Source organism: Paenibacillus lautus (genome assembly GCF_050482385.1).
GTDB classification, from domain to species: domain Bacteria; phylum Bacillota; class Bacilli; order Paenibacillales; family Paenibacillaceae; genus Paenibacillus_AQ; species Paenibacillus_AQ lautus_B.
In genome coordinates this window covers 118236-138075 of sequence record NZ_JBCNHV010000030.1, presented here as the reverse complement: position 1 = coordinate 138075, position 19840 = coordinate 118236, and the positions used below count along the sequence as shown (strand labels likewise).

Here is a 19840-nt window from a genome sequence, read left to right as displayed (position 1 = left end):
ATCAATGTTTATCCTTAGTACGACGAGTCTCCTTACTCTTCTGCCTTTCCCATACTTTCATAGTTACTTGCTGATGGTCTTTAGTGCGTAGATAAGCAGCTTTATCATCAACAAACGCAGCTTCCTTTTTAAGGGTTAAATAACTTTCCCACCGTTCATAGGCAAGGCTTCCATTCTCAATCGCCATTTTAATTGCACAACCAGGCTCGCTTTGGTGCTTACAATCTGAGTATTTGCACCGTCCTAAAAACTGCTTTACATCAGAAAAACTCTCTCTCAAGCCCTCAGACACATTCCACATACCAAGCTCACGCATACCAGGAGTATCAATAACCATCACGCCGCTGTCCAATCTAATCAGCTGACGATGCGTGGTGGTGTGTCTACCTTTGCTATCATCTTCTCGAACTTCTTTGACAGACATCACCTTCTTTCCAGCCAAAGCATTGACAAGACTGGATTTTCCCACACCTGACGATCCGAGAAAGACAACGGTCTTTCCTTTTTTAAGATAGTCTGCAAGTCCGTCAATGCCATAGCCCGCTTTTGCACTGATCGCGTGAACATCCACGCCAATCGCAATTTGTTTGACTGAAGCAAGTTGTGCAGAGTAGTCTTCAATTAAATCTGCTTTCGTCAGCACCACAACAGGCACTGCGCCCGACTGCCATGATAGAGTTAAATAGCGTTCTAATCGCTTTAGATTCAAATCGTGGTTAAGGGATTGTATGATGAATACATAGTCGAAATTAGCAGCAACCGTCTGCTCTTTAATGGTTTTGACATATTCAGTTCCATGACCGGATAAGTCATTTCTCGCAAATTTGGATTTTCGTTTTAACGTTTGTAAAATAAGGATTTCACCCTCTGCGTTGTATTGAATTTCTACAAAGTCACCAGTAGTGGGGAATTCCTCAGTGCAGTTGTTGAAATAAACACTCGATTTTAGTTTTGCAGAGCATTCGCCATACTCGGTAACAAGGCTGTAGCTCCCTTTATGCACAGCGGTAATTCTTGCATAAGTGCCCTCTGTGTCTGTTGAATAATATTGCAACAGAAAACCGTAGTCTATTAGATTCATGATACCTCCAATTGTTCATTCCTTATCTCAAAGATTTTCTGCAGGGTATCGATGTGCAGCGTTCTTTCATCATCCGCTTCTTGGAGTTTATTTCCCGATTCTGCGTCCATATACCACTCTACAAGTCGGTATCCAAACATAAGTAGAATCAACTCATAAACGCAGTTATCCGATATGTGTGAAATATCCGCATATTCCGAAAAGCCCTTGTAGTACGCCGGGATACATCTACGGTAGTATTCAACCATGTCTTCTACATCAGCTTCATCCGCGATAAGACTTGCCATATCTTCACCTAAATAGCCCCATCCTGTGGTATCCCAGTCGATGAGTATGGTTTTACCGTCCGAATAGAATATGTTTGTCACCCAAAAATCCCTATGGCACAGCACGATGGGTAGCTTTTCAATGCGGCTAAATATTTCGTCTGCGTTTTCATCAATGTCGATGAGCATTTGACATAGGTGTTTCGGGATTTCACAATCGTCGGAGCGTATATAATCGTACACTCTATTCCATGACCGATAATGAAGATAGAAGTTCTTCATATAGTCCACTTTGCTCAGGTTGGTCAAGTTCTGTAAAACAACTGGCTGTTCGGCATATAACTTGCCTTGGAACCGTCCTAATTCCTCGGCTACGCGTTCATACATATCGCCGGTCAAGTCTAAACCCGATATGCCGTCAATATATTCCATCCATATCTGCGTTTCGTTTTCTTCATCGTTCATTTCGGCGTGATAACATTCAGGCCAACGGAATGATTCAGAAAACAGAGCGCCGAAATTGGATTTATAAAAATCATATTCCCTACGCCAGGAATCTGGATCGCCGTAGCGTTCAAATTTTTTCTGCGTTTTTAAAACGATTTTATAGGGTAACGTCCCGCCGTCAGTGGTTTTGGCATTGCCCGTTACAAGCTGTACATCACCCACTGTACCGCCATGCAATGGTTTGGTTTGGAAATCCGTGCTGATTATTTTTGTCCCTAGCATTTTACTTAAAACCTGTGTCAGAGTTTCGATTTTTATTTCGCTCATTTTGAAGTCCTCCCACCATTTTTTTACAAGATGAAACTTTTTTTGTACCTGTCGTTTGCCGTCATTTTTCAAAAAATTCTCAAAGTAAATGCACCAATTTATCGAATGGTTCAGAAAGCAACTGTGCCACGGTCGATTTTCCACTTGCCATTATCCATGTGATTAATATGATGCTTGAATTCTCCTACTAACATAAAATCACCATCCTTTAACGCAGTACATAATCATCATATTGGAAAAGAAGACAACGATGAAAGGTGGATTATAGATATATTCATTTATTACCTCTTCCTTCCAGTTAGCTTAATGAATTCAGCCTAAATCAATTAAACTATCGCCCCCGTTAGTTCAATGACTACATCAACAAAAAAAAACGGCAAAAATGCCGTTTTTTTTGTTATTGCACGAATTTATTATCATCCATATTGGCTTGTATAACGTCCACCCAATTTGTATTATTCATCATCTCGGAAGAATCCCCATGAAATGCCTTCATGGCTTCCTGATCATCAAGCAGCTGATATCGCATCCAAGCCGTCAAGTACCCCCTATGATTGCCACCGTTGCCTTCAATTGCTGTATGAGCTGCACCTTTTGCCATTCCCATCATCACTGGTGTGCTTGCATTGGTACTCCGCAGCGCTAATTGATTCGTTGATACCGGCGAGATTAGAAAATCTCGTGTACCGCCCATAATGAAGAAAGGAACGGTAATACGCGATGTATCATACACATCTTCCGGATCACAATGCTTCAAATCCGGGAGAGCTATGGATACAACCGTCTTAATCAAGGATCCACTTATATAGTTGGTATGAGCATTAATGACCCCAGTAGACCCTTGAGAATGTCCAGCTACACCAATATGTTCCATTTGTACTTTTTGATAAAACAAGCTGTTTGCTCGTTCGTTTTCATTTTTCAAATAATCAATAGCCTCCACAATTTCTTTGCCTGTTCCTGTTGTCTTGCTATAGGAATCGATTACAATGAATCCCCAGCTTGCTAGATGAGTGAAGAGCTCATCATAACGATCTGGCGTGGCATCTGTTCCATTCCCCCATGAAATAATAGGATGGGATTCGTCTCCTTGAAATGCTGGGTAGTATATTCTAAATAAACCCTCCCCGCTCGTACTCTTAACTTCCTCCACCTTTACAGGATGGCTTCCTTGCTGTGCATATCGCTGCTCAATGCTTCCTTCTGCAAGTTCGGGTACATTGGAATGAATGATGATTTGCATGAAAAATGTTATTGAAACTGCAACGATAAGGACTAAAGCTGACAACCATAAAATCCACTTTCGTTTTTTCAAAACCGACATACACGTGACCTCTACGATAGTCTATAGATTTCTCTATCGTTTTCTCTGTTAAAATATAGAAATAAAGAGCTTAAAAATACGATTTGCTGGAAGGGCAATAGACTCGAAGTTGATCACCAAAGAGATGTAATGGTTGATACTCCGATGCTTGAGTGAATACGACGCTCGTTATAATCATCAGTATAGGACGTGACCACGCTATAAGCTACTGCTTTGTTAATAAATTAAATTCGAATGTCGTGGCTCAGGTTGATAACCTTCTTCATTGAAACACCTAATCGACAAAGGTCCTCCACAACGTACCCATTTTTGTGTCAAAATCCTACAAAGGGGTCACATTTGTGCATGTTTTAATGACACAAATCAAACCACATAAAATAAAAAAAAGCCCAAAGAATCAGGCTTTAGTACTGTTTGTAATGTGGTCACATTTGTTTCATTAGACATCATCCCGCAGAATACAAGGATAAACCTCTAGTTGTATCAGGAGATCCTGCCCGCCCGTCGGGAATGATTCTGGCAGCTAGTCCGCTCGAAATTGGTACCGGGGCATCGCTAAAGCCCCGGTTCTGAAACCATGGAGCACGGAGTATACGTACATTACTGTTGCGGCGGTTTGGGTTTCGGATTTCTCCGGCGAGTAGAAATTAGAATGTTACGCTTGTTCTGCCCAGTTAGCCGGATATGTTACATAGATAAATCGTGCATATTCTGGCACGGAAAATTGAATCTTACTTCCATTTGGAATCAGGATCACTTCTCCTGGTCCAACTGACACCTTTGTACCATCGATGATAACATCTAGATGTCCCTTAATCACATAATCAATTTCATCATAGTTAAGTGTCCAGTCAAAGGTTGTTTTTTTCATTTCCATGATACCGCAGCCAAGTCTTGGACTTTCCTTTAGCGAAAAAAGGTCTTTACAATAGACGATATCATTAGGGTTGCCTGTATCGAGACGATCCTCTTCTGTTACTTTCATATTTGGCACTTTAATAGAAGTAATCCCTCTAGGACCTCTATGAACGTTCTGTTCAATAGCATCAACCCCTACTTTTTCCATGATGATTTTACGAACCATTTCTTCAATCATCTTTTTATCGATACTCATGTGTACCCTCCTCTACTTCTTAGGTGCAGTTTTTTGGAACCATTTTACTTGCAATGAGCATAGCAACCATTACAGCCGTGATACACTTTTGAACATCGATTCTGTTCTCGGCTAAAAGAGGTGTGAAACAAATTTCTTCCATTTCCTCATCTCCCATACCAGAGAATAAACACAAAAAGGCCTAAAGTTATACAGCTTCCTAACAAGTAGGAATGCTATAACCTTAAGCCTCTTTGCTTTAGTAAGACTACGCCTTTGTAGTCCTCTCTATTACATTTTAAACGTGAATGAAACTTTTGTTCCACACGCTGTAGATTCAAATTGCATGCTCTCTTAAGTTTATCCTCTACATCGCTATTTACAATAGATAAAACTAAACTTTTTTGTGAACATTCTTCAACGTTGAATCCTTTTCTCTTGAAAAGCTATGCAAAAAAAGCGCTTGAAATCGTCATTTATATTTCAAGCGCTAATAAAATTGTCAAAACGTTTTAAAAGGCATCACGGCTGTGCTCCGTACCGCTCCAGCACCCGGTAAATCGCATCCGTGCCGAACCCGATCGCTTCTACGGGAATGCGTTCCTCCGCTGCATGAATCAGTTTGGTAAACGGCATGTCCTTGGGCAGCGGCATTGGCAGGAAACCGTAGGTTTGGATGCCGAGCCTCGCAAACCATCTTCCGTCCGTCCCTCCGGGCAGCAGCATCGGTACCGGAACGGCCTCCTCATCCACTTCTTTCAGCACATCGGACAGCAAACCGAACATCCCCATGTCGGGAGCAGCGGCGCATGGGTCATGGCGCAGCACTTCCAGCCCGATCGAATCATGAATTGCGAATCGGCGCAGCTCGTCCATAAATTGCTGCGGCGTGACGCCCGGCAGCGTTCGGCCGTCCAACTCGACCGTAATTTCGCTTGGATGAACGTTGATTTTCTCGCCGCCGCGAACAACGGTCGCGCTGACCGTATTACGCAGAAGCGGGGTAAACGTCCCGCCCTTTTCCCCCAGCAGCTTCAGGATAAGACCGCTTAAGCGGGGACGCAGCATTCCTCTCAACAGCAGCGCTGGCAGTAACGGCAGCGCGGCGGCCATGCCTTCAATCATCAACCGGGCCGCCGGTACCACTCGTATCGGCAGCTTATTCCGGTTAAGCGATTGAAGCATGTTCCCCAACTGCGCCATACAGTCGGCTCCCTGTTTGCCCATGGATCCGTGGCCTCCATCTCCCCGAATCGTCGCTTTAAGCCAGCACAGCTGCTTCTCCGCCACCATAATCGGATAAAAGGTTTTCCCCAGCGCATGAAACGCGAAGCCGCCGAATTCGCCGAGCGCATACTTTACGTCCGCAAAATAATCGGCATGCCGCTCTACCAGGAAGGAAGCCCCGTATTTGCCCCCTGCTTCCTCGTCGCTGACAATCGCCAGAATGAGATCGCCCCGGAGCGGCAGCTTACGGACATGCGCGCGGAGGAAAGACGATACGAGCATCGCCACGCCGCCTTTCATATCAAGAGCGCCCCGCCCCCAGACGAAGCCATCCTCAATGTCGCCTCCGAACGGGTCGCGGCTCCAGGCTTGCTTGTCGACGCCAACGACGTCAACATGCCCGTACAGCAGCAGCGGCGATGCCTCCCCGCTGCCCTTTATCCTGGTCAGCAGATTGGGCCGGGCAGGGTCAAGCGCACAGATCCGCGGCTCAATGCCCGCATCCTCAAGCAGTTGCCGGATATACATGATGCATGCGGCTTCCTCACCCGGCGGATTGGTTGTATTGAAGCGGATCAAAGCCTGCAAAATCTCCACGGGAGACGGCAGCTCCCCCGGGCGCCGGGCACTATCCTGCTCAAACGCGTCATTGGTCAGCTGGATACCCATGACCCCTCTCCTTCCTATAATAAACTGCCCGCGTATGGGCGGTCGGCAGGAGAAAGGCCTGGCAAGCTACCCAGGCCGAACTCACCTTGCAGCCTTGCGAGCCGCCGCTCCTGCTCTTCGGCGGACGTACCTTTGGTGCGAAACACCGATTCCAGCATCGCCAGCGCTTGCCGAACATGTGTCTCCGTCACTTGCTCTCCCGTCTCACGCAGCCGCTCGACCAGCTGCTGCACGCCGCGGTAAGGCGAAACGACACCTTGTTCATATTCGGCCGCGTTCCAGTTGCGGTTGCTGAGGCAAGTGGCGATTGCCAGACAACGATTCAGCAATTCAATCGGATAAGCGTCCGTTTGCAAGCTTGCGGCAGCCAGGTATGCTTCATCCTCTTTGTCGTCAAAAGTGAATACGCGTTGTCCCTCCGTTGGAGCCAGCCGTTTCAATACATGGCCCGGACCCAGCTCCACGGCAGCGGCAATGCCAATGCTCTTCTGAAATGCAAGGACTGCCGGCCAATTGACGGGGTCTGTCAATCCCCTTGCCAGCATACCCGCAATCTCCGCTGTATTCCCGTAAGGCAGACCCGTCATGGAGGAAACGACGGGAAAAGCCATTTCTCCAAACGAGACGCAGCTCAGCACTTCGGCAAATTGTGCCGCCGCCGACGCCATTAACGGGCTATGGAACGGCGCGCTTACCTGCAGCGGAATGACTTCGGCTCCATGGGCCAACAGTCTTTCGGAGGCTTCACGGACGGCCTCTTTGTGTCCCGAAATCACCGTTTGTGATTCTGAATTCATATTCGATACCACAACTATACGGCTTCCATCCGTGCAGCCTGCGCTGGTTTCCAGACATACATTGGCGACAACATCGGAACTCGGCCCATTCACGGCGGCCATCGCGCCGATCCCCGTAGCGGCGGCCCCTTGCATCAACTCGCCACGGCGGCGTACGAGCCGGAGCGCATCCGGGAACGTTATAGCTCCCGCGCAGGTTAAAGCGGTAATCTCGCCCAGGCTGTGGCCGGCGGCCATCGCCGGTACGTATCCCCATTCCCGGCTGTAGACGCGGTACATCGCCACGCCAAGCGCAAGAATGGCGGGCTGGGCATTGTCCGTCCGCGTCAGCTCCGTCAACGGTCCCTCATACATCAGGCTATCAAGACGCATGCCCAGCGCCTCATTCGCTTCCTCTATCGTTTCCTTGACAACCGCATACCGCTCGCTCAGCGCTTTTCCCATTCCGACGCGCTGCGAGCCCTGACCGGGAAACCATATCGCATGTTTGTTCAGCATCTTCCATCACGCTCCTCAAGGTCAGATCGGGGCAGGCGCCTCGGTCAGCATTTTGTTTATCACCGCTACAACATCTTGTTCCTGCTCATGCAGGAAAAAATGTCCGCCTTCAAACAGCATCAGCTCGCAGCCTCCCGTCGCATAACGGTCCCATTCACCGAGCGGGCCTTTGATGCAGTCGTCATCTTTGCCGCTCAAGATGGTGAGCCGGAGCGGCAGCGGCGCCCGCATCCGATGCTCGTATTCACCGACAAGCTTGAAGTCGGCTCTTAGGATCGGCGTAAACAGATCCAGCAGCTCCCGATGCCGGAACAGCTCGTCCGGCATGCCGCCGAGTCGTTTCACTTCATCAAGAAACTCTTCTTCCGGAAGCATATGGATCCGGCGACTCACCACCTGCTCACAATGCGGCGCCCCTCTGCCGGAGAGGAAGACTGCCCTAGGCAGCGGGAATCCTTCCTCCTGCAGCGCATGCAGCAGCTCATACCCGAGCAGGCAACCCATGCTGTGGCCGAATAGAGCATATGAATCGGAGCCAAGCGCCGTCTTCTGCACCAGCGGCAGCAAATCCCGCACGGCCTCCGCAGAGTCCGCATAGAACGGCTCGCCCATGCGGCTTCCTCTTCCCGCCAGTTCGGCCGGTACAAGACGCACGTCAGGGTGCAGCTGGTTCGTCCAGCGCTTGTACACTTGTGCGGTGCCTCCAGCATATGGCAAACAAATTAAAGATATCGTCATAACGCCCGCCTCCCAGGTTTGATGTAAGCGGCCTTTACGCGCCGGCGACAAGCGTGGTCCAGAACGCCTGTTCCTTTGCGAACAAAACCTCCGCCAGCGCCAGCTCTCTCCCGCGATCGAATTCTCCTGTCACAAAGCGATCCTTCAACAGATCCCATCCATTCCTGACTTCGCCAAGCTGACCGGACAGCGACTCATACAGCGCTTCGCCGATTAGGTCCTTCTCCCGCATGGAGCGGAGCAGCGACATGTTGGCGATATGCCGGTTGCAAATGATGTTCACGCCGACAAGGCCATAGGTCAAATGAGCTTGCTTCTTCTCCGGTTCGGAATCTACATTCCACATCCCCTCTATGGAGAATTCGCCAAGCTCCCTTGCCAGCCGCTCCGCATTTTCCACTACTTCAGCCAGTTTCAACTCGTAGGGTTGAATCTTTTCATGCAGGTTGTATACGTAGTAGGCAGGCCCCAAATAGTCCGGATTCACGTTGTATTCCGAGTTGCCGTACGCTTTGAGCAATCTTTCCTCTGGCACCTCGTGCTCCTCGTAGCCCGCAAGTGTATCGTCAATGACGTAGAAGGTGCCGCGCTCCTTGTCGAATCCGTTAAACAGCGAATAATGATACCAATGGAACCTTTTCCAGGCCATGCTGCCCGGCAGCCAGTCGTACAGATCGACGTTTACGCTCAAGTTGCGTCCGCCCGCAAGCATCGCCCTGATTTCCTCCAGCACCGTCTCCTTGCTGCGGAAATGACCGGGCTCGATATAGCGGATCAACCGCGATAACGGAAATTTGACCGGATCGTCCATATAATACAGTGTGTCAATGGTCGGATAGCGGAAATCCTTGTCCGTTGCGGCCTCCCAAGGATAGTAACGGTAAATATTCAAATACGCCGCATCATTGTAGCTGGGCTCCACTGACACTGCAATGGAGAACGCCTGGTTCAGCATGCAGTTCATCCAAAACTCGTTAAAGGGTTTCCTTTTCATGGACAGCTTCATCGTTCGTCGCCTCCTTAGGCTTAGAATGTTGGTTCATACAAGCTTGCTTGCTGCAAGCACGGCATTGATTCTATTCTGTGCTCCGTCATCAACCAGCGCGCGTAGGATCGCCGCATAATCATGCAATAGCGCCCGGACGGTCTCTTCCCGGAAAAGACTTGTCGCATATTCCAGCGCAAAGTCGATCCTGCCGTCCTGCTCCAGTGCCTCAAGCGTTAGATCAAATTTACTTACGCCCGGATCGAACTCCTTAGGGTCGAATTCAATGCCGCTCGAACGGTAAGCGACGCGATCGATATTTTGCAAAATAAACATCGTATCGAACAGCGGATTGCGGCTTCGGTCCTGATCGATTCCCAGCTTTTGCACCAAATCCTCGAACGGATAATTCTGGTGTTCCAGCGCTCGCAGCACATCCTCATGCAGCTCAGACAAATAATCGCCCACGGTCCGGTACGATTCCGGAAAGCTGCGAATCGCAACTGTATTGACAAACATCCCGATCAACCCTTCCAGTCCCGCATGATTGCGGCCCGCTACCGGCGTGCCGATAATGATATCCTCCTCACCGCTCCATTTGCTCAATAGCATCGCGTAAGCTCCGAGCAGCACGGTATACAACGTCGTACCCCGCTCGCGTGCGAATGTCTTGATCTGAAGCGTCAACTCCTCATCCAGTCTGAAGTTGATCAGACCGCCCTCGAAGCTTTGCAGTTCCGGCCTTGGCAAGTCCGTCTTGAGCTCAAGCGTCGGCAGATCACCTTCGAACGCCTCCAGCCAGTAGCGCTCATGCCCCATATAGGCTTCGCTGCCGATTTGCTCTTCTTGCCATACCGTGTAATCCCGGTACTGGATATCCAGTTCCGGAAGCTCGCCGCCGCCGTACATCGTGGTCAGTTCCTGCAGCAGGACGCTGACGGAGACGCCATCAGTAATAATATGATGAAAGTCCAGCAGCAGCAGATGGCGTTCCTCGCCAAGCGGGATTAATCCGGCCCGGAACAGCGGGAGACGGCCGAGATCAAACGGACGGATAAAGCGCTCCATCAGCGCGCTGATGCCGCCGAACAATCCTTCGTCTCCGCCTTCCGCGAGCAGCTTGCCCGCCGCCATTCTCAGCCTGGCGCCCCGCTCCAGCGTAAATACCGGCTCTGCATGCACGCGCTGACGGAACTCGTCCTCCTCGTGATGAAATGTCGTTCTGAGCGATTCATGGCGGCGAATCATCGCAAGGAAAGCTTCCTCCAGCCGCTCCACATCGAGCTTGCCCTTCATATGCACGGCGAACGGTACATGGTACATCGTTGCCTCGCCCGAGATCAGCCCCATCATAAATTGGCGGCGCTGCGCTCTTGACATCGGATAGTGCTCGAGCTCCGGCTGCTTCGGAATGCGCGCGGTAGCCACGGTTTCACTAGTATCCAGATGGGCCGCTAAACCTTCAAGCGTAGGATTCATAAAAATATCGCGCAGCGGCATTTGGATGCTAAAGCGTTCCGCAATGCGGCTGACCATGCCTGCCGCCTTCAGGGAATGGCCGCCAAGCTCAAAAAAGCTGTCCTTGGCGCTGATGACATCCGTACCGAGCAGCTCCTTCCAAATCTCCGCCAGCTTGCGCTCGGTATCCGTTGACAACGGAACGAGCTCTCGAATGCTGGCATCGGCCGGTCCCGGCTTCGGCAGCGCCCTTCTGTCGATTTTGCCCGTTGGCGTAAGCGGAATGTCATCCAGAACGACCATGAAGGCCGGAACCATATAAGCAGGCAGCTTGTCCCGGAGATATTCACGCAGCTGTCCTGTCACCCGGCCGGATGGCGCCTCGCCTCCTTTCTCCGTATCCGTTGGCGAGGCGTTCTGCAGGACAACATACGCACAAAGCGCATATTCCCCATCCTCTTCCTGAAACGCGGTGACAACCGTTTCCTTTACCTGCTCATGGCGAAGCAGCAGCTGCTCAATTTCACCGACCTCAATCCGGTGACCCCTGATTTTCACCTGGAAATCGCGGCGTCCCCCATAGACGAACTCTCCATTATCAAGCCTGCGCCCAAGGTCACCCGTGCGATACATGCGTTCGCCCGGAGCATACGGATTCGGCACAAAAGCGGCATCCCATTCGGGATGGCTGAGATACCCACGCCCCACGCCCGGTCCGCCAATGCAAATTTCGCCCGTCACACCTGTCGGCTGCAGCTTCATTCCTTCGTCAAGCACCATCATGAGGGAACCTTCAATCGGTGTCCCGATCGAAATGTCCTCGCCTTCAGTCACTTCACGGATGGAGGTCCACACCGTCGTCTCCGTCGGACCGTACAAATTAAACAATCTGGCTCCGGTAGCGGCGCACAGCCTGCCGAGCATATCCATCGTCAGCGGCTCCGCCCCGATCATCAATATGCGCAGCTTTTGCAAGCCTTCCGTTTCGCCTCGCTGATTCATCCACCATTTGAAGCGCGAAGGCGTAATTTGCAGAACATCAACGCCGTGCTCGTCGATCAGGCCTTGCAGCAAGGCGGCGTCGTCCCGTTCCTCTTCGTTTGCCAATACAATCCGCATACCCAGCGTGAGCGGCAGCAGATTTTCAACGACAAAAATATCAAAGGAGACCGATGCCATCGCCAGGATGCGCTGGCTCTTCTCAAACGGAATCCGCTCTCGGAAGCCGCTGATGAAATGCGACAGCCCGCGATGCTCGATCATCACACCTTTGGGGCGCCCGGTCGAGCCCGACGTATACAGCACATACGCCAAGTGGTCCGGCTTATGGATACATTCCGGATTGCCTCTGTTCGCCGCATACAGCTCCGGATCGTCCAGATACATCTCGGCAGCGGCTCTCGTTGCGACTCCCGCATAGGCTTTTTCCGTCAGCAGTAGCGCTTCACCGCAATCCTCAAGCATCCAGTCGATCCTCTCTTTCGGGTAAGCGGGATCAATGGCGACATAAGCGCCTCCGGCTTTCAGAACACCCAGAATACCGACAAGTAGCAGCGGGCTGCGAGACGCCATAAGGGCGACAATGCTCTCAGGCCCCACACCCTTCGCCCGCAAGGAATGGGCAAGCCGATTCGCGCGTTCGTTCAGTTCGGCGTACGTCACCATCTCCGCACCGAATTGAATCGCGGCCGCATCTGGCGTGCGCGCCGCCTGGCGCTCCACTTCCTGCACGAACCCCGTCCATTCCGCCGTTGCTTGCGCGGAAACTGCACCCGCGCCTCCTTGCCGCTCTGTCATGTCCTTGTCTGCTCGAATCTCCATCCTGCCATTGCTCCCCTCTTTACTTGCGGCTTGTACCGGCATGCTTCCTCCACCCAATAGAGCCAACAATTGCTCCCGCTCGCTCTCACTCATCAGCTCAAGCTCGCCGACCGTGCGACCCTGCGATCTGCACATCTCCTGCACAAGCACGGTATAACTTTCCGCCATGCGTCGCGCGGTTTCCTCATGAAATAAATCCGTTGCATATTCCAATTGCAGCTCGATATCCGCTTCCCGCTCCACCGCTTCCAGCGTCAGGTCAAACTTGCTTGTCCCCGCCTCGAACGGTATTTCGCCAAATACGAGGCCACCTGCTTCCATCACTGGCCGGTTCATATTTTGCAAGACAAACATGGCGTCGAACAAAGGATTGCGGCTTCTGTCCGCATCAATCTTTAACCCTTCGACTAGCTCCTCGAAAGGATACATCTGGCGCGAAAGCGCCTCAACGACATGGTTTTGCAGTTCCGCTATATAGGCCCTTACCGTCTTGTCTCTTTCCGGCCTAATCCGCAGCGCCAGCGTGTTGACGAACATCCCGATCATGCCATGCGTATCGGCATGCTCCCTGCCGGCGGCGGGGGTGCCCACAATCACTTCGGTCTGACCGCTGTATTTGGCCAGCATCGTGGCAAAAGCGCCCAGCAGCACCGTATACAGCGTCGTCTTCGCTTCCCGCGCCAGCTTTCGTGCCCCCGCGGTTGTCACCGCGTCCAGCCGGAACGAATAGCGGCGGCCTTTATAGCTCGGCAGAGACGGCCGCGGCCGATCCGTTGGCAGCTCCAGCACAGGAAGCTTGCCTTCGAAGATTTCCATCCAGTACCGCTCATGCTCCGCATATGCGGTACTGGCAAATCCGGCCTCCTGCCACACCGCATAATCGCTGTATTGTACGCGCTGCTCTGGCAGCGCTTGTCCGGCATACAGCTGCGACAGCTCATTCACCAGCAAACCGGAGGACACACCATCCGTAATCATGTGATGAACATCCAGCAGCAGCAGATGCTCTTCCTCATTCAATCGGAGCAGCCCTGCCCGCAGCAGCGGCAGCTTGTCCAGATGAAACGGGCGCTGGAAGACTTCCATCAGCCGCGTCACCTCAGCAAAGTCCGGCGGCGCTCCTCGAAAAAGCTCGTCCCTGTTCATCGCTGCGAGGTCAAGCGTCTCCAGCTGAAAGTCATACGGCGGATGAACCATTTGCCTGAACTCGTCCTTTGTCATATGAAAGGTTGTCCGCAAACTTTCGTGGCGACCGATCAGTGCCGAAAACGCGTCTTCCAGCCGCGATGCATCCAATCTGCCCTGCAAGCGGAGCGCGAACGGCACATGATACATGGTGGCATCTCCGGCCAGCATCTGCATCATATATTGGCGGCGCTGTGCTCGCGACATCGGATACCACTCCCGGCGCTCCGCCTTCGGGATCGGCTCGGCTGCCGCAGCGGCGCCGTCCTGATCCTTCAGCCAGGCGGCCATTTCCGCAATGGAGGTATGCTCGAATATCAGGCTGAGCGAAACTTGGACTCCCGTCGCCTGCTCGAGCTTGCCCGCCAATACGGCAGCCTTCAAGGAGTGGCCGCCAAGCTCGAAAAAGTCGTCGTGAATGCCGATGGGCCCAGCCGTATCGCCCAGCACTTCCTTCCAAATGGCGGAAACGTTCTCTTCCATCCCGTCTCGCGGCAGCTCAAGCTCTCCCTGCTCCCGAAGCCCGAATTCAGGCTCCGGCAAGGCGCGACGGTCCACTTTCCCGTTCGGCGTCAGCGGTATTGCATCAATCGCCGCGATATAGGCCGGAATCATGGCTTCTGGCAGCTTGTCTTTCAGCTTTCTTCGCCATTCCCGCGAAGGAAGCTTGTCCGAAGCAACCACATACGCACACAGCTCCTTGTCGCCGCTTGCCTGCTCGCGAATGACTACAACCGCATCCTCCACCTCGGGAAGAGATATCAATTGCGAGCGAACCTCATTCATTTCAATCCGCACACCTCTGATTTTCACCTGTTGGTCGGCCCGGTCCACATACATCATGTTGCCGTCCGGCAGCCACTTTACGATATCGCCGGTACGATACATGAAGTGGCCCTTGCGGTATGGATGCGGCAAAAAGCGCTCGGCCGTCATTACCGGCTTGTTCACATAACCGTCAGCAAGGCTACTGCCGGCAATATACAGCTCCCCGACTGCATTCATAGGAGCAAGTTGGCCGCCATAGCCCAATATATAAATTTCGACATTGTGCATCGGCCCGCCAATCGGCACATAGCCACCGCGATAAGCGCCCGGCTTGTATGCGTACATATTGGAGCAAATCGTGGCCTCCGTTGGGCCATAGCCGTTCATAATCCGAATCTCGGGATTAAGCTTCGAAAACAGCTGGAGCGTTTCATCTTGAATTGGCTCTACCCCAACAAGCATTTTGTCCAGCATAATCGCGGAAGCCGATTGCTCCAGCAGCCGCGCAACCTCTTTCAGCAAAGAGGGCGGCAAATAAGCGAAGGTAATCCGCTCTTCCGCAATCACCTCGGCAATTCGCCGCGGATCAAGCAATTTCGGCTCTGGGTAAAGCACCGTGCAAGCCCCGAACATGAGCGGCATAAACAGCTCTGCTACGCTGACATCAAACGAAATATTGGTCAAGCTAAGACATCTGTCCCTCTCACCGTATTGCCCCTCAAAAAATGTCCGGAGCGAATGCCCGAAATTGTAAAAGCTGCGATGCGGCACAATGACGCCCTTCGGCTGACCCGTAGAACCGGAGGTATAGATGACATACATTGGATCGGCGGGGTCCTGCGTCCTTAGGGCGGCAGCATCGTCTCCGCCGGAGAACAACGTCTCATCCGCAATGTCCACCACCTGCAAGGTGGCCGGTACGACGGCCGCGGCTCCGGAACTTGCGCCGTCCGCGAATACCAGCTCCGCGCCACTGTCCTCCAGCATATAGCGGATACGCTCGCCGGGATAATGCGGATCTACCGGCATATATGCGCCTCCGGCTTTCATAACGGCGAGCATCGCGGTCAGCATGGGGATGGAACGCTCCGCCATGATGCCGACGACGCTGCCGTGTCCCACACCTTTGGCGCGCAAGGTTCGCGCCAGCACATCGGTGCGGCGATCCAGCTCCTGATAGGTCATGGATTCACCGCCGCAAGATACGGCCGGCCGGTCGGGAACGGCCGCCGCCTGTTCCTTGAAGCAATCATGCAGACAGCACGGCGGTGGAAAGTCCGCTTCGCGTCTCCCCAGCGCCAGCATGTGCAGGCGCTCCTCCTCCGTCAGCATCTGCGCTTCGCCGAGCGCGGCGGCGGGACGATGCGTCACGCTGCGCAGCAGCTGCCCATAATGCCGCATGAACCGTTCGGCTGTCGCGCGGTGAAACAGATCGGCATTATATTCCACGACAAGCCGCAATTCCGCACCATGCTCCACCGCTTGAATCATTAAATCGTATTTGGCCGTGCCATGCTCAAAACGCTGGTGGTGATACGACAATCCCGCTGATGAAGACTTTGGAATACCAAGGTTTTGCATGATGAACATCGTGTCAAACAGTGGACTCCGGCTGGCGTCCCTTCTGTCCACCCATTGCGCGATTTCCTCGAATGGATAATCGGCGTGGGCGTAAGCTCCGGTCGCCATCTCTTTCACTTCGGATAAAAAGGTTCTGAACGGCTTGTCCGCGCGCGGATAAGCGCGAAGCGCCAGCGTGCCGGTGAACATGCCCGCGACCGCTTCCAGTTCGCGCCTTGTCCGCCCCGCAATCGGCGTGCCGACGACAATGTCCTCGGCCCCCGTATAGTTGGCGAGGAAAGTGTAATACGCCGAGAGCAGCACCATAAACGGAGTCGTGCCTGATTCGGCCGCGAGGCTGCGCACAGCCGCCATCAAACCGGCCTCGACGTAAACGTCAAACGTTTCGCCGCGATTGCCTTTGACAGGCGGTCGCCGAGCATCGGTCGGAAGCGCAAGTGTCGGCCAGTCTCCCCGGCATTGCTCGCGCCAATACCGTTCGGCGCTTCCGGAGAGCGGTCTGCTCTCCTGCCATACCGCATAATCCTTGTATTGCAGCGGCAGTGGCGGCAACGAACCACCCTGATATAGAGTCATCAGGTCGGACAAAAGAATACCCGCCGACATGCCGTCGGATGCAATATGATGCATATCAATAAACAGCACATGGCGCTCCGGTCCCAGCGTCAGCAAGGCTGCGCGAAGCAGCGGAGCCGTATCGAGCCTGAACGGCAAGAACATGCTTTGCAGCAAGCCGTCTGCTTCGGCTTCATTGGCCTCCATGCGGACCAGGTGGAACGGTATGGCAGCATGAACACGCTGCCTGATTTCGCCGTCGATGACATAGAAGCTGGTGCGAAGCGTCTCGTGCCGCTCCACGATGGCTTGCAAGGCGGCTTCCAGTTGGTCTGCATCAATAGCCCCGTCCAAGTGCAAACATTCGGGCAAATTGTAGCTGCGATCATCCGGCATCGCCTGCTGCTGCAAATACATGCGTTTCTGCGGCGATGAAACCGGATAGTGCTCTTGCAGGGCCGCCCTTGGAATCGACTCCAGCGTATCGCCGGACAAAAGGTGCAGCGCTTGGCCGTTCAATAGCCTGACTTGCCCGCCGGATGTTCCTGCTCCGTCACGGCCGCCGGACATTTGACCGATCAATAGCCTGCTATGCCCGTCAGCTCCTGCCAGGTCACGGCTAATGGACACTGCTTGCCCGTCATGCTCGCCATTTGCCTCGTGTCTGCTGTTCTGAGCCGCTTCCCTTTGCCCAACATTGCTTTGGGCGTTCGTTGTTTGAGCTGTTGCCGCACCGCTCTCCCTGAGCCGACGCTCGATCAGGGCCGTAAACGAAGGCAGATCCGCATGCCCCAGCAAATCCACCACCTGAATGTGGACGTCCGCAAGCTCGCTAAGCCGGTTCACTATTTTGAGCGCAATAATGGAATCTCCGCCAAGCTCATAAAACCCGGCATTCGCAGGCAATTCGTCATAACCGAGCTGTTCTCCCCAGACATCTGCAACATGCTGCTCCCATTCTGTACCGGATCGCTCCCCGGTTAACCTAACACTGCGGCGGCGCTGACTCGTCTCCCCACCGCTCTGCTGAAGCTCAGCTTGCCATCTGGCAAACGTCTCGTTCATTTCTTGCCTAAGCTCCTCGGGAATATCTCCTCCGAGCGAATATCCGCTCCAGGCCGCAAGTGGCGTGTGAAGCGCCGCTCCGGCGCGCGCCTCTACCACCCAGCAGCGGTAAGAATCGAACGGATAGGTTGGAAGCGGTAGCCTCTTGTGGCGTTGTCCTAGATAGATCGCCTTCCAGTCGATCTCGTATCCGCCCACATAACGTTGGCCCAGCTCCAGCGCTTCCATTTCCCGTTCGTCTGGAACGGGTTGCTGCCGCATATTCCCGGCTGCAGCCGAATCGACCATCCCGAAGAAAACGTTTGGCAGCGCAGGGCCGGTAAGCCCGCTTTCTGCTGCGGTATGTAAGGTCTGGGCAAGCTCTTCCCAATTGCTTGCCACAATCGCCAGCCGATACCGATGGGCTCCCCGACCGACGGCCAAGGTATAGCAAAGGTCGGCCAAGCTGCAGCTTTTATCGCCGCGATGCTGCTGAGACCAGTCCCGCATCAGCAGCACGAGCCGTTCCAGCGCCGTCAAACTGTGCGCGGACAAGCAAAAGAGCTCCGCTCTGTCCGAGCGGCCCGAAGGTATTCCGGCTGGAGCCTCCTCCAGCACAACATGGCAGTTGGTCCCGCTCATGCCAAACGCGCTTACTCCGCATCTTCTTGCTTCGCCGTCCGTCTCCCATGGCGTCAATTCGTCATTGACATAAACGGGCGAATCCACAAACGGAATGTTGCGGTTCGGCGAGCGGTAATGAAGCGTTGGCGGAAGCTGCTTGTGGACAAGCGACAGGATCGCCTTGAGCAGCCCGGCAATGCCGGCGGCATGGTCGAGATGGCCGATATTCGTTTTCAGCGAGCTGATCGCGCAAAATTGGCGTTTGTCGGTATATCTCCGGAAGGCGCGCGTCAGCCCGTTGATTTCGATCGGGTCGCCAAGCGAGGTTCCCGTGCCGTGCGCCTCCATGTATGTCACCGTTTCGGGATCAATGTCCGCATCCTGCCAGGCACGCGCAATGACGTCTTCCTGCGCGAGGGCGTTCGGAGCTGTAATGCCGACCGAGCTGCCGTCCTGATTCATCGCGCTGCCTTTGATGACGGCATAAATGTGGTCGCCGTCCTCCTGCGCGCGAGAGAGAGGCTTCAGCAGCAGCGCAATCACACCGTCGCCGATACCCGTTCCGTCCGCCGAGTCGTCGAACGTTCTGGCCCGGTTGTCGCTTGACTCGATGCCAAGGCGTATGCCGGTATCCAGCGGGAGCAGGTTAATTTTGACACTGCCTGCAATCGCTGCTTCGCATTCACCGCTGCGGATCGATTGGCAAGCCAGATGAATCGCTACCAGAGAGGAGGAGCAGGCGGTATCAACACTAATCGCCGGTCCGCGCAGATTAAGCAGATACGAAATCCGGCTCGGTATCATGGAACTCAGATTGCCGGGAGCCGCCATGGACAAGGCCTCCGGGTCCAGCGCTTCGATGATTCGCTTGTAATCATGCAGCATGTCCCCGTTATAGCCAATAAAGACGCCTGTGCGCGAACCGTGCAGCGCATCTCCGCCGTACCCCGCATTCTCAACCGCGCCCCAAGCCGTCTGCAGGAACAGGCGCTGCGCCGGGCTCATCAGCGAGGCTTCCTTGGGCGAAAGTCCGAAAAAAGAATAGTCAAAACCTGAAATATCTTCGATATACGCCCCGTCAAAAAAGGAAACGGGACCAGATTGCGCCTCCATGCGGCGCAAATACGGCTTCAATTCCTTCTTGCGGGAATCCGGAAACCCGCCTACCAGGTCCTGGCCGCTCCGCAGAAGCTCCCAGAAGGCTTCGTGCGATTCCGCGCGCGGCAGCTTGGCGGATATCCCGACAATCGCAATATCCTTGAGGGAAACATTGGAGACGGAGCCCCCGCTCCGCCCCTTCCGCCCGGATGTGTCTTTTTTGGTATCCAGCAAATCCAGTTGAAACATGGCAC

The 19840-nt window shown here is 53.4% G+C and carries 9 protein-coding genes and 1 pseudogene; all 10 read right to left on the bottom strand.

Features of this window, described 5'->3' with window-relative positions; all coding sequences use genetic code 11:
- Position 1: 1 nt before the first annotated feature.
- The 10 genes and pseudogenes from rsgA to ABEW73_RS31600 all read right to left on the bottom strand — a co-directional run bounded on the left by rsgA (position 2) and on the right by ABEW73_RS31600 (position 19835).
- Positions 2–1081, bottom strand: coding sequence for a ribosome small subunit-dependent GTPase A (rsgA, locus tag ABEW73_RS31645; protein WP_430168801.1), 1080 nt, complete (start codon positions 1079–1081; stop codon positions 2–4).
- Positions 1078–2121: an aminoglycoside phosphotransferase family protein gene (locus ABEW73_RS31640; protein WP_430168799.1), complete on the bottom strand. Its 1044-nt coding sequence runs from the start codon at positions 2119–2121 to the stop codon at positions 1078–1080. The genes rsgA and ABEW73_RS31640 overlap by 4 nt, the downstream gene beginning before the upstream one ends.
- A gap of 85 nt (positions 2122–2206) precedes the next feature.
- Positions 2207–2272 (bottom strand): annotated as a pseudogene (locus ABEW73_RS31635) (phosphotransferase); the annotation flags it as partial.
- Positions 2273–2518: 246 nt separating this feature from the next.
- Positions 2519–3445, bottom strand: a complete 927-nt coding sequence (locus ABEW73_RS31630; RefSeq protein WP_430168796.1) for an alpha/beta hydrolase — start codon at positions 3443–3445, stop codon at positions 2519–2521.
- A gap of 655 nt (positions 3446–4100) precedes the next feature.
- Positions 4101–4559, bottom strand: a complete 459-nt coding sequence (locus ABEW73_RS31625; RefSeq protein ID WP_430168793.1) for a cupin domain-containing protein — start codon at positions 4557–4559, stop codon at positions 4101–4103.
- Between the two features lie 501 nt (positions 4560–5060).
- The gene (locus ABEW73_RS31620; RefSeq protein WP_430168790.1) at positions 5061–6434 is read right to left on the bottom strand and encodes a M20/M25/M40 family metallo-hydrolase; all 1374 of its coding nucleotides are present in this window, start codon (positions 6432–6434) and stop codon (positions 5061–5063) included.
- Positions 6435–6448: 14 nt separating this feature from the next.
- Entirely contained in the window at positions 6449–7729 is a 1281-nt protein-coding gene (gene fabD / locus ABEW73_RS31615) for an ACP S-malonyltransferase (protein ID WP_430168787.1), read from the bottom strand.
- Positions 7730–7750: 21 nt separating this feature from the next.
- Positions 7751–8467: a thioesterase II family protein gene (locus ABEW73_RS31610; protein WP_430168785.1), complete on the bottom strand. Its 717-nt coding sequence runs from the start codon at positions 8465–8467 to the stop codon at positions 7751–7753.
- 34 nt (positions 8468–8501) lie between these two features.
- Positions 8502–9473, bottom strand: coding sequence for a hypothetical protein (locus ABEW73_RS31605; RefSeq protein WP_430168783.1), 972 nt, complete (start codon positions 9471–9473; stop codon positions 8502–8504).
- A 33-nt stretch (positions 9474–9506) separates the two neighbouring features.
- Positions 9507–19835 carry an amino acid adenylation domain-containing protein gene (locus tag ABEW73_RS31600; RefSeq protein ID WP_430168781.1) on the bottom strand — a complete coding sequence of 3443 codons (10329 nt, stop codon included), beginning with the start codon at positions 19833–19835 and terminating at the stop codon, positions 9507–9509.
- Positions 19836–19840: the final 5 nt, after the last annotated feature.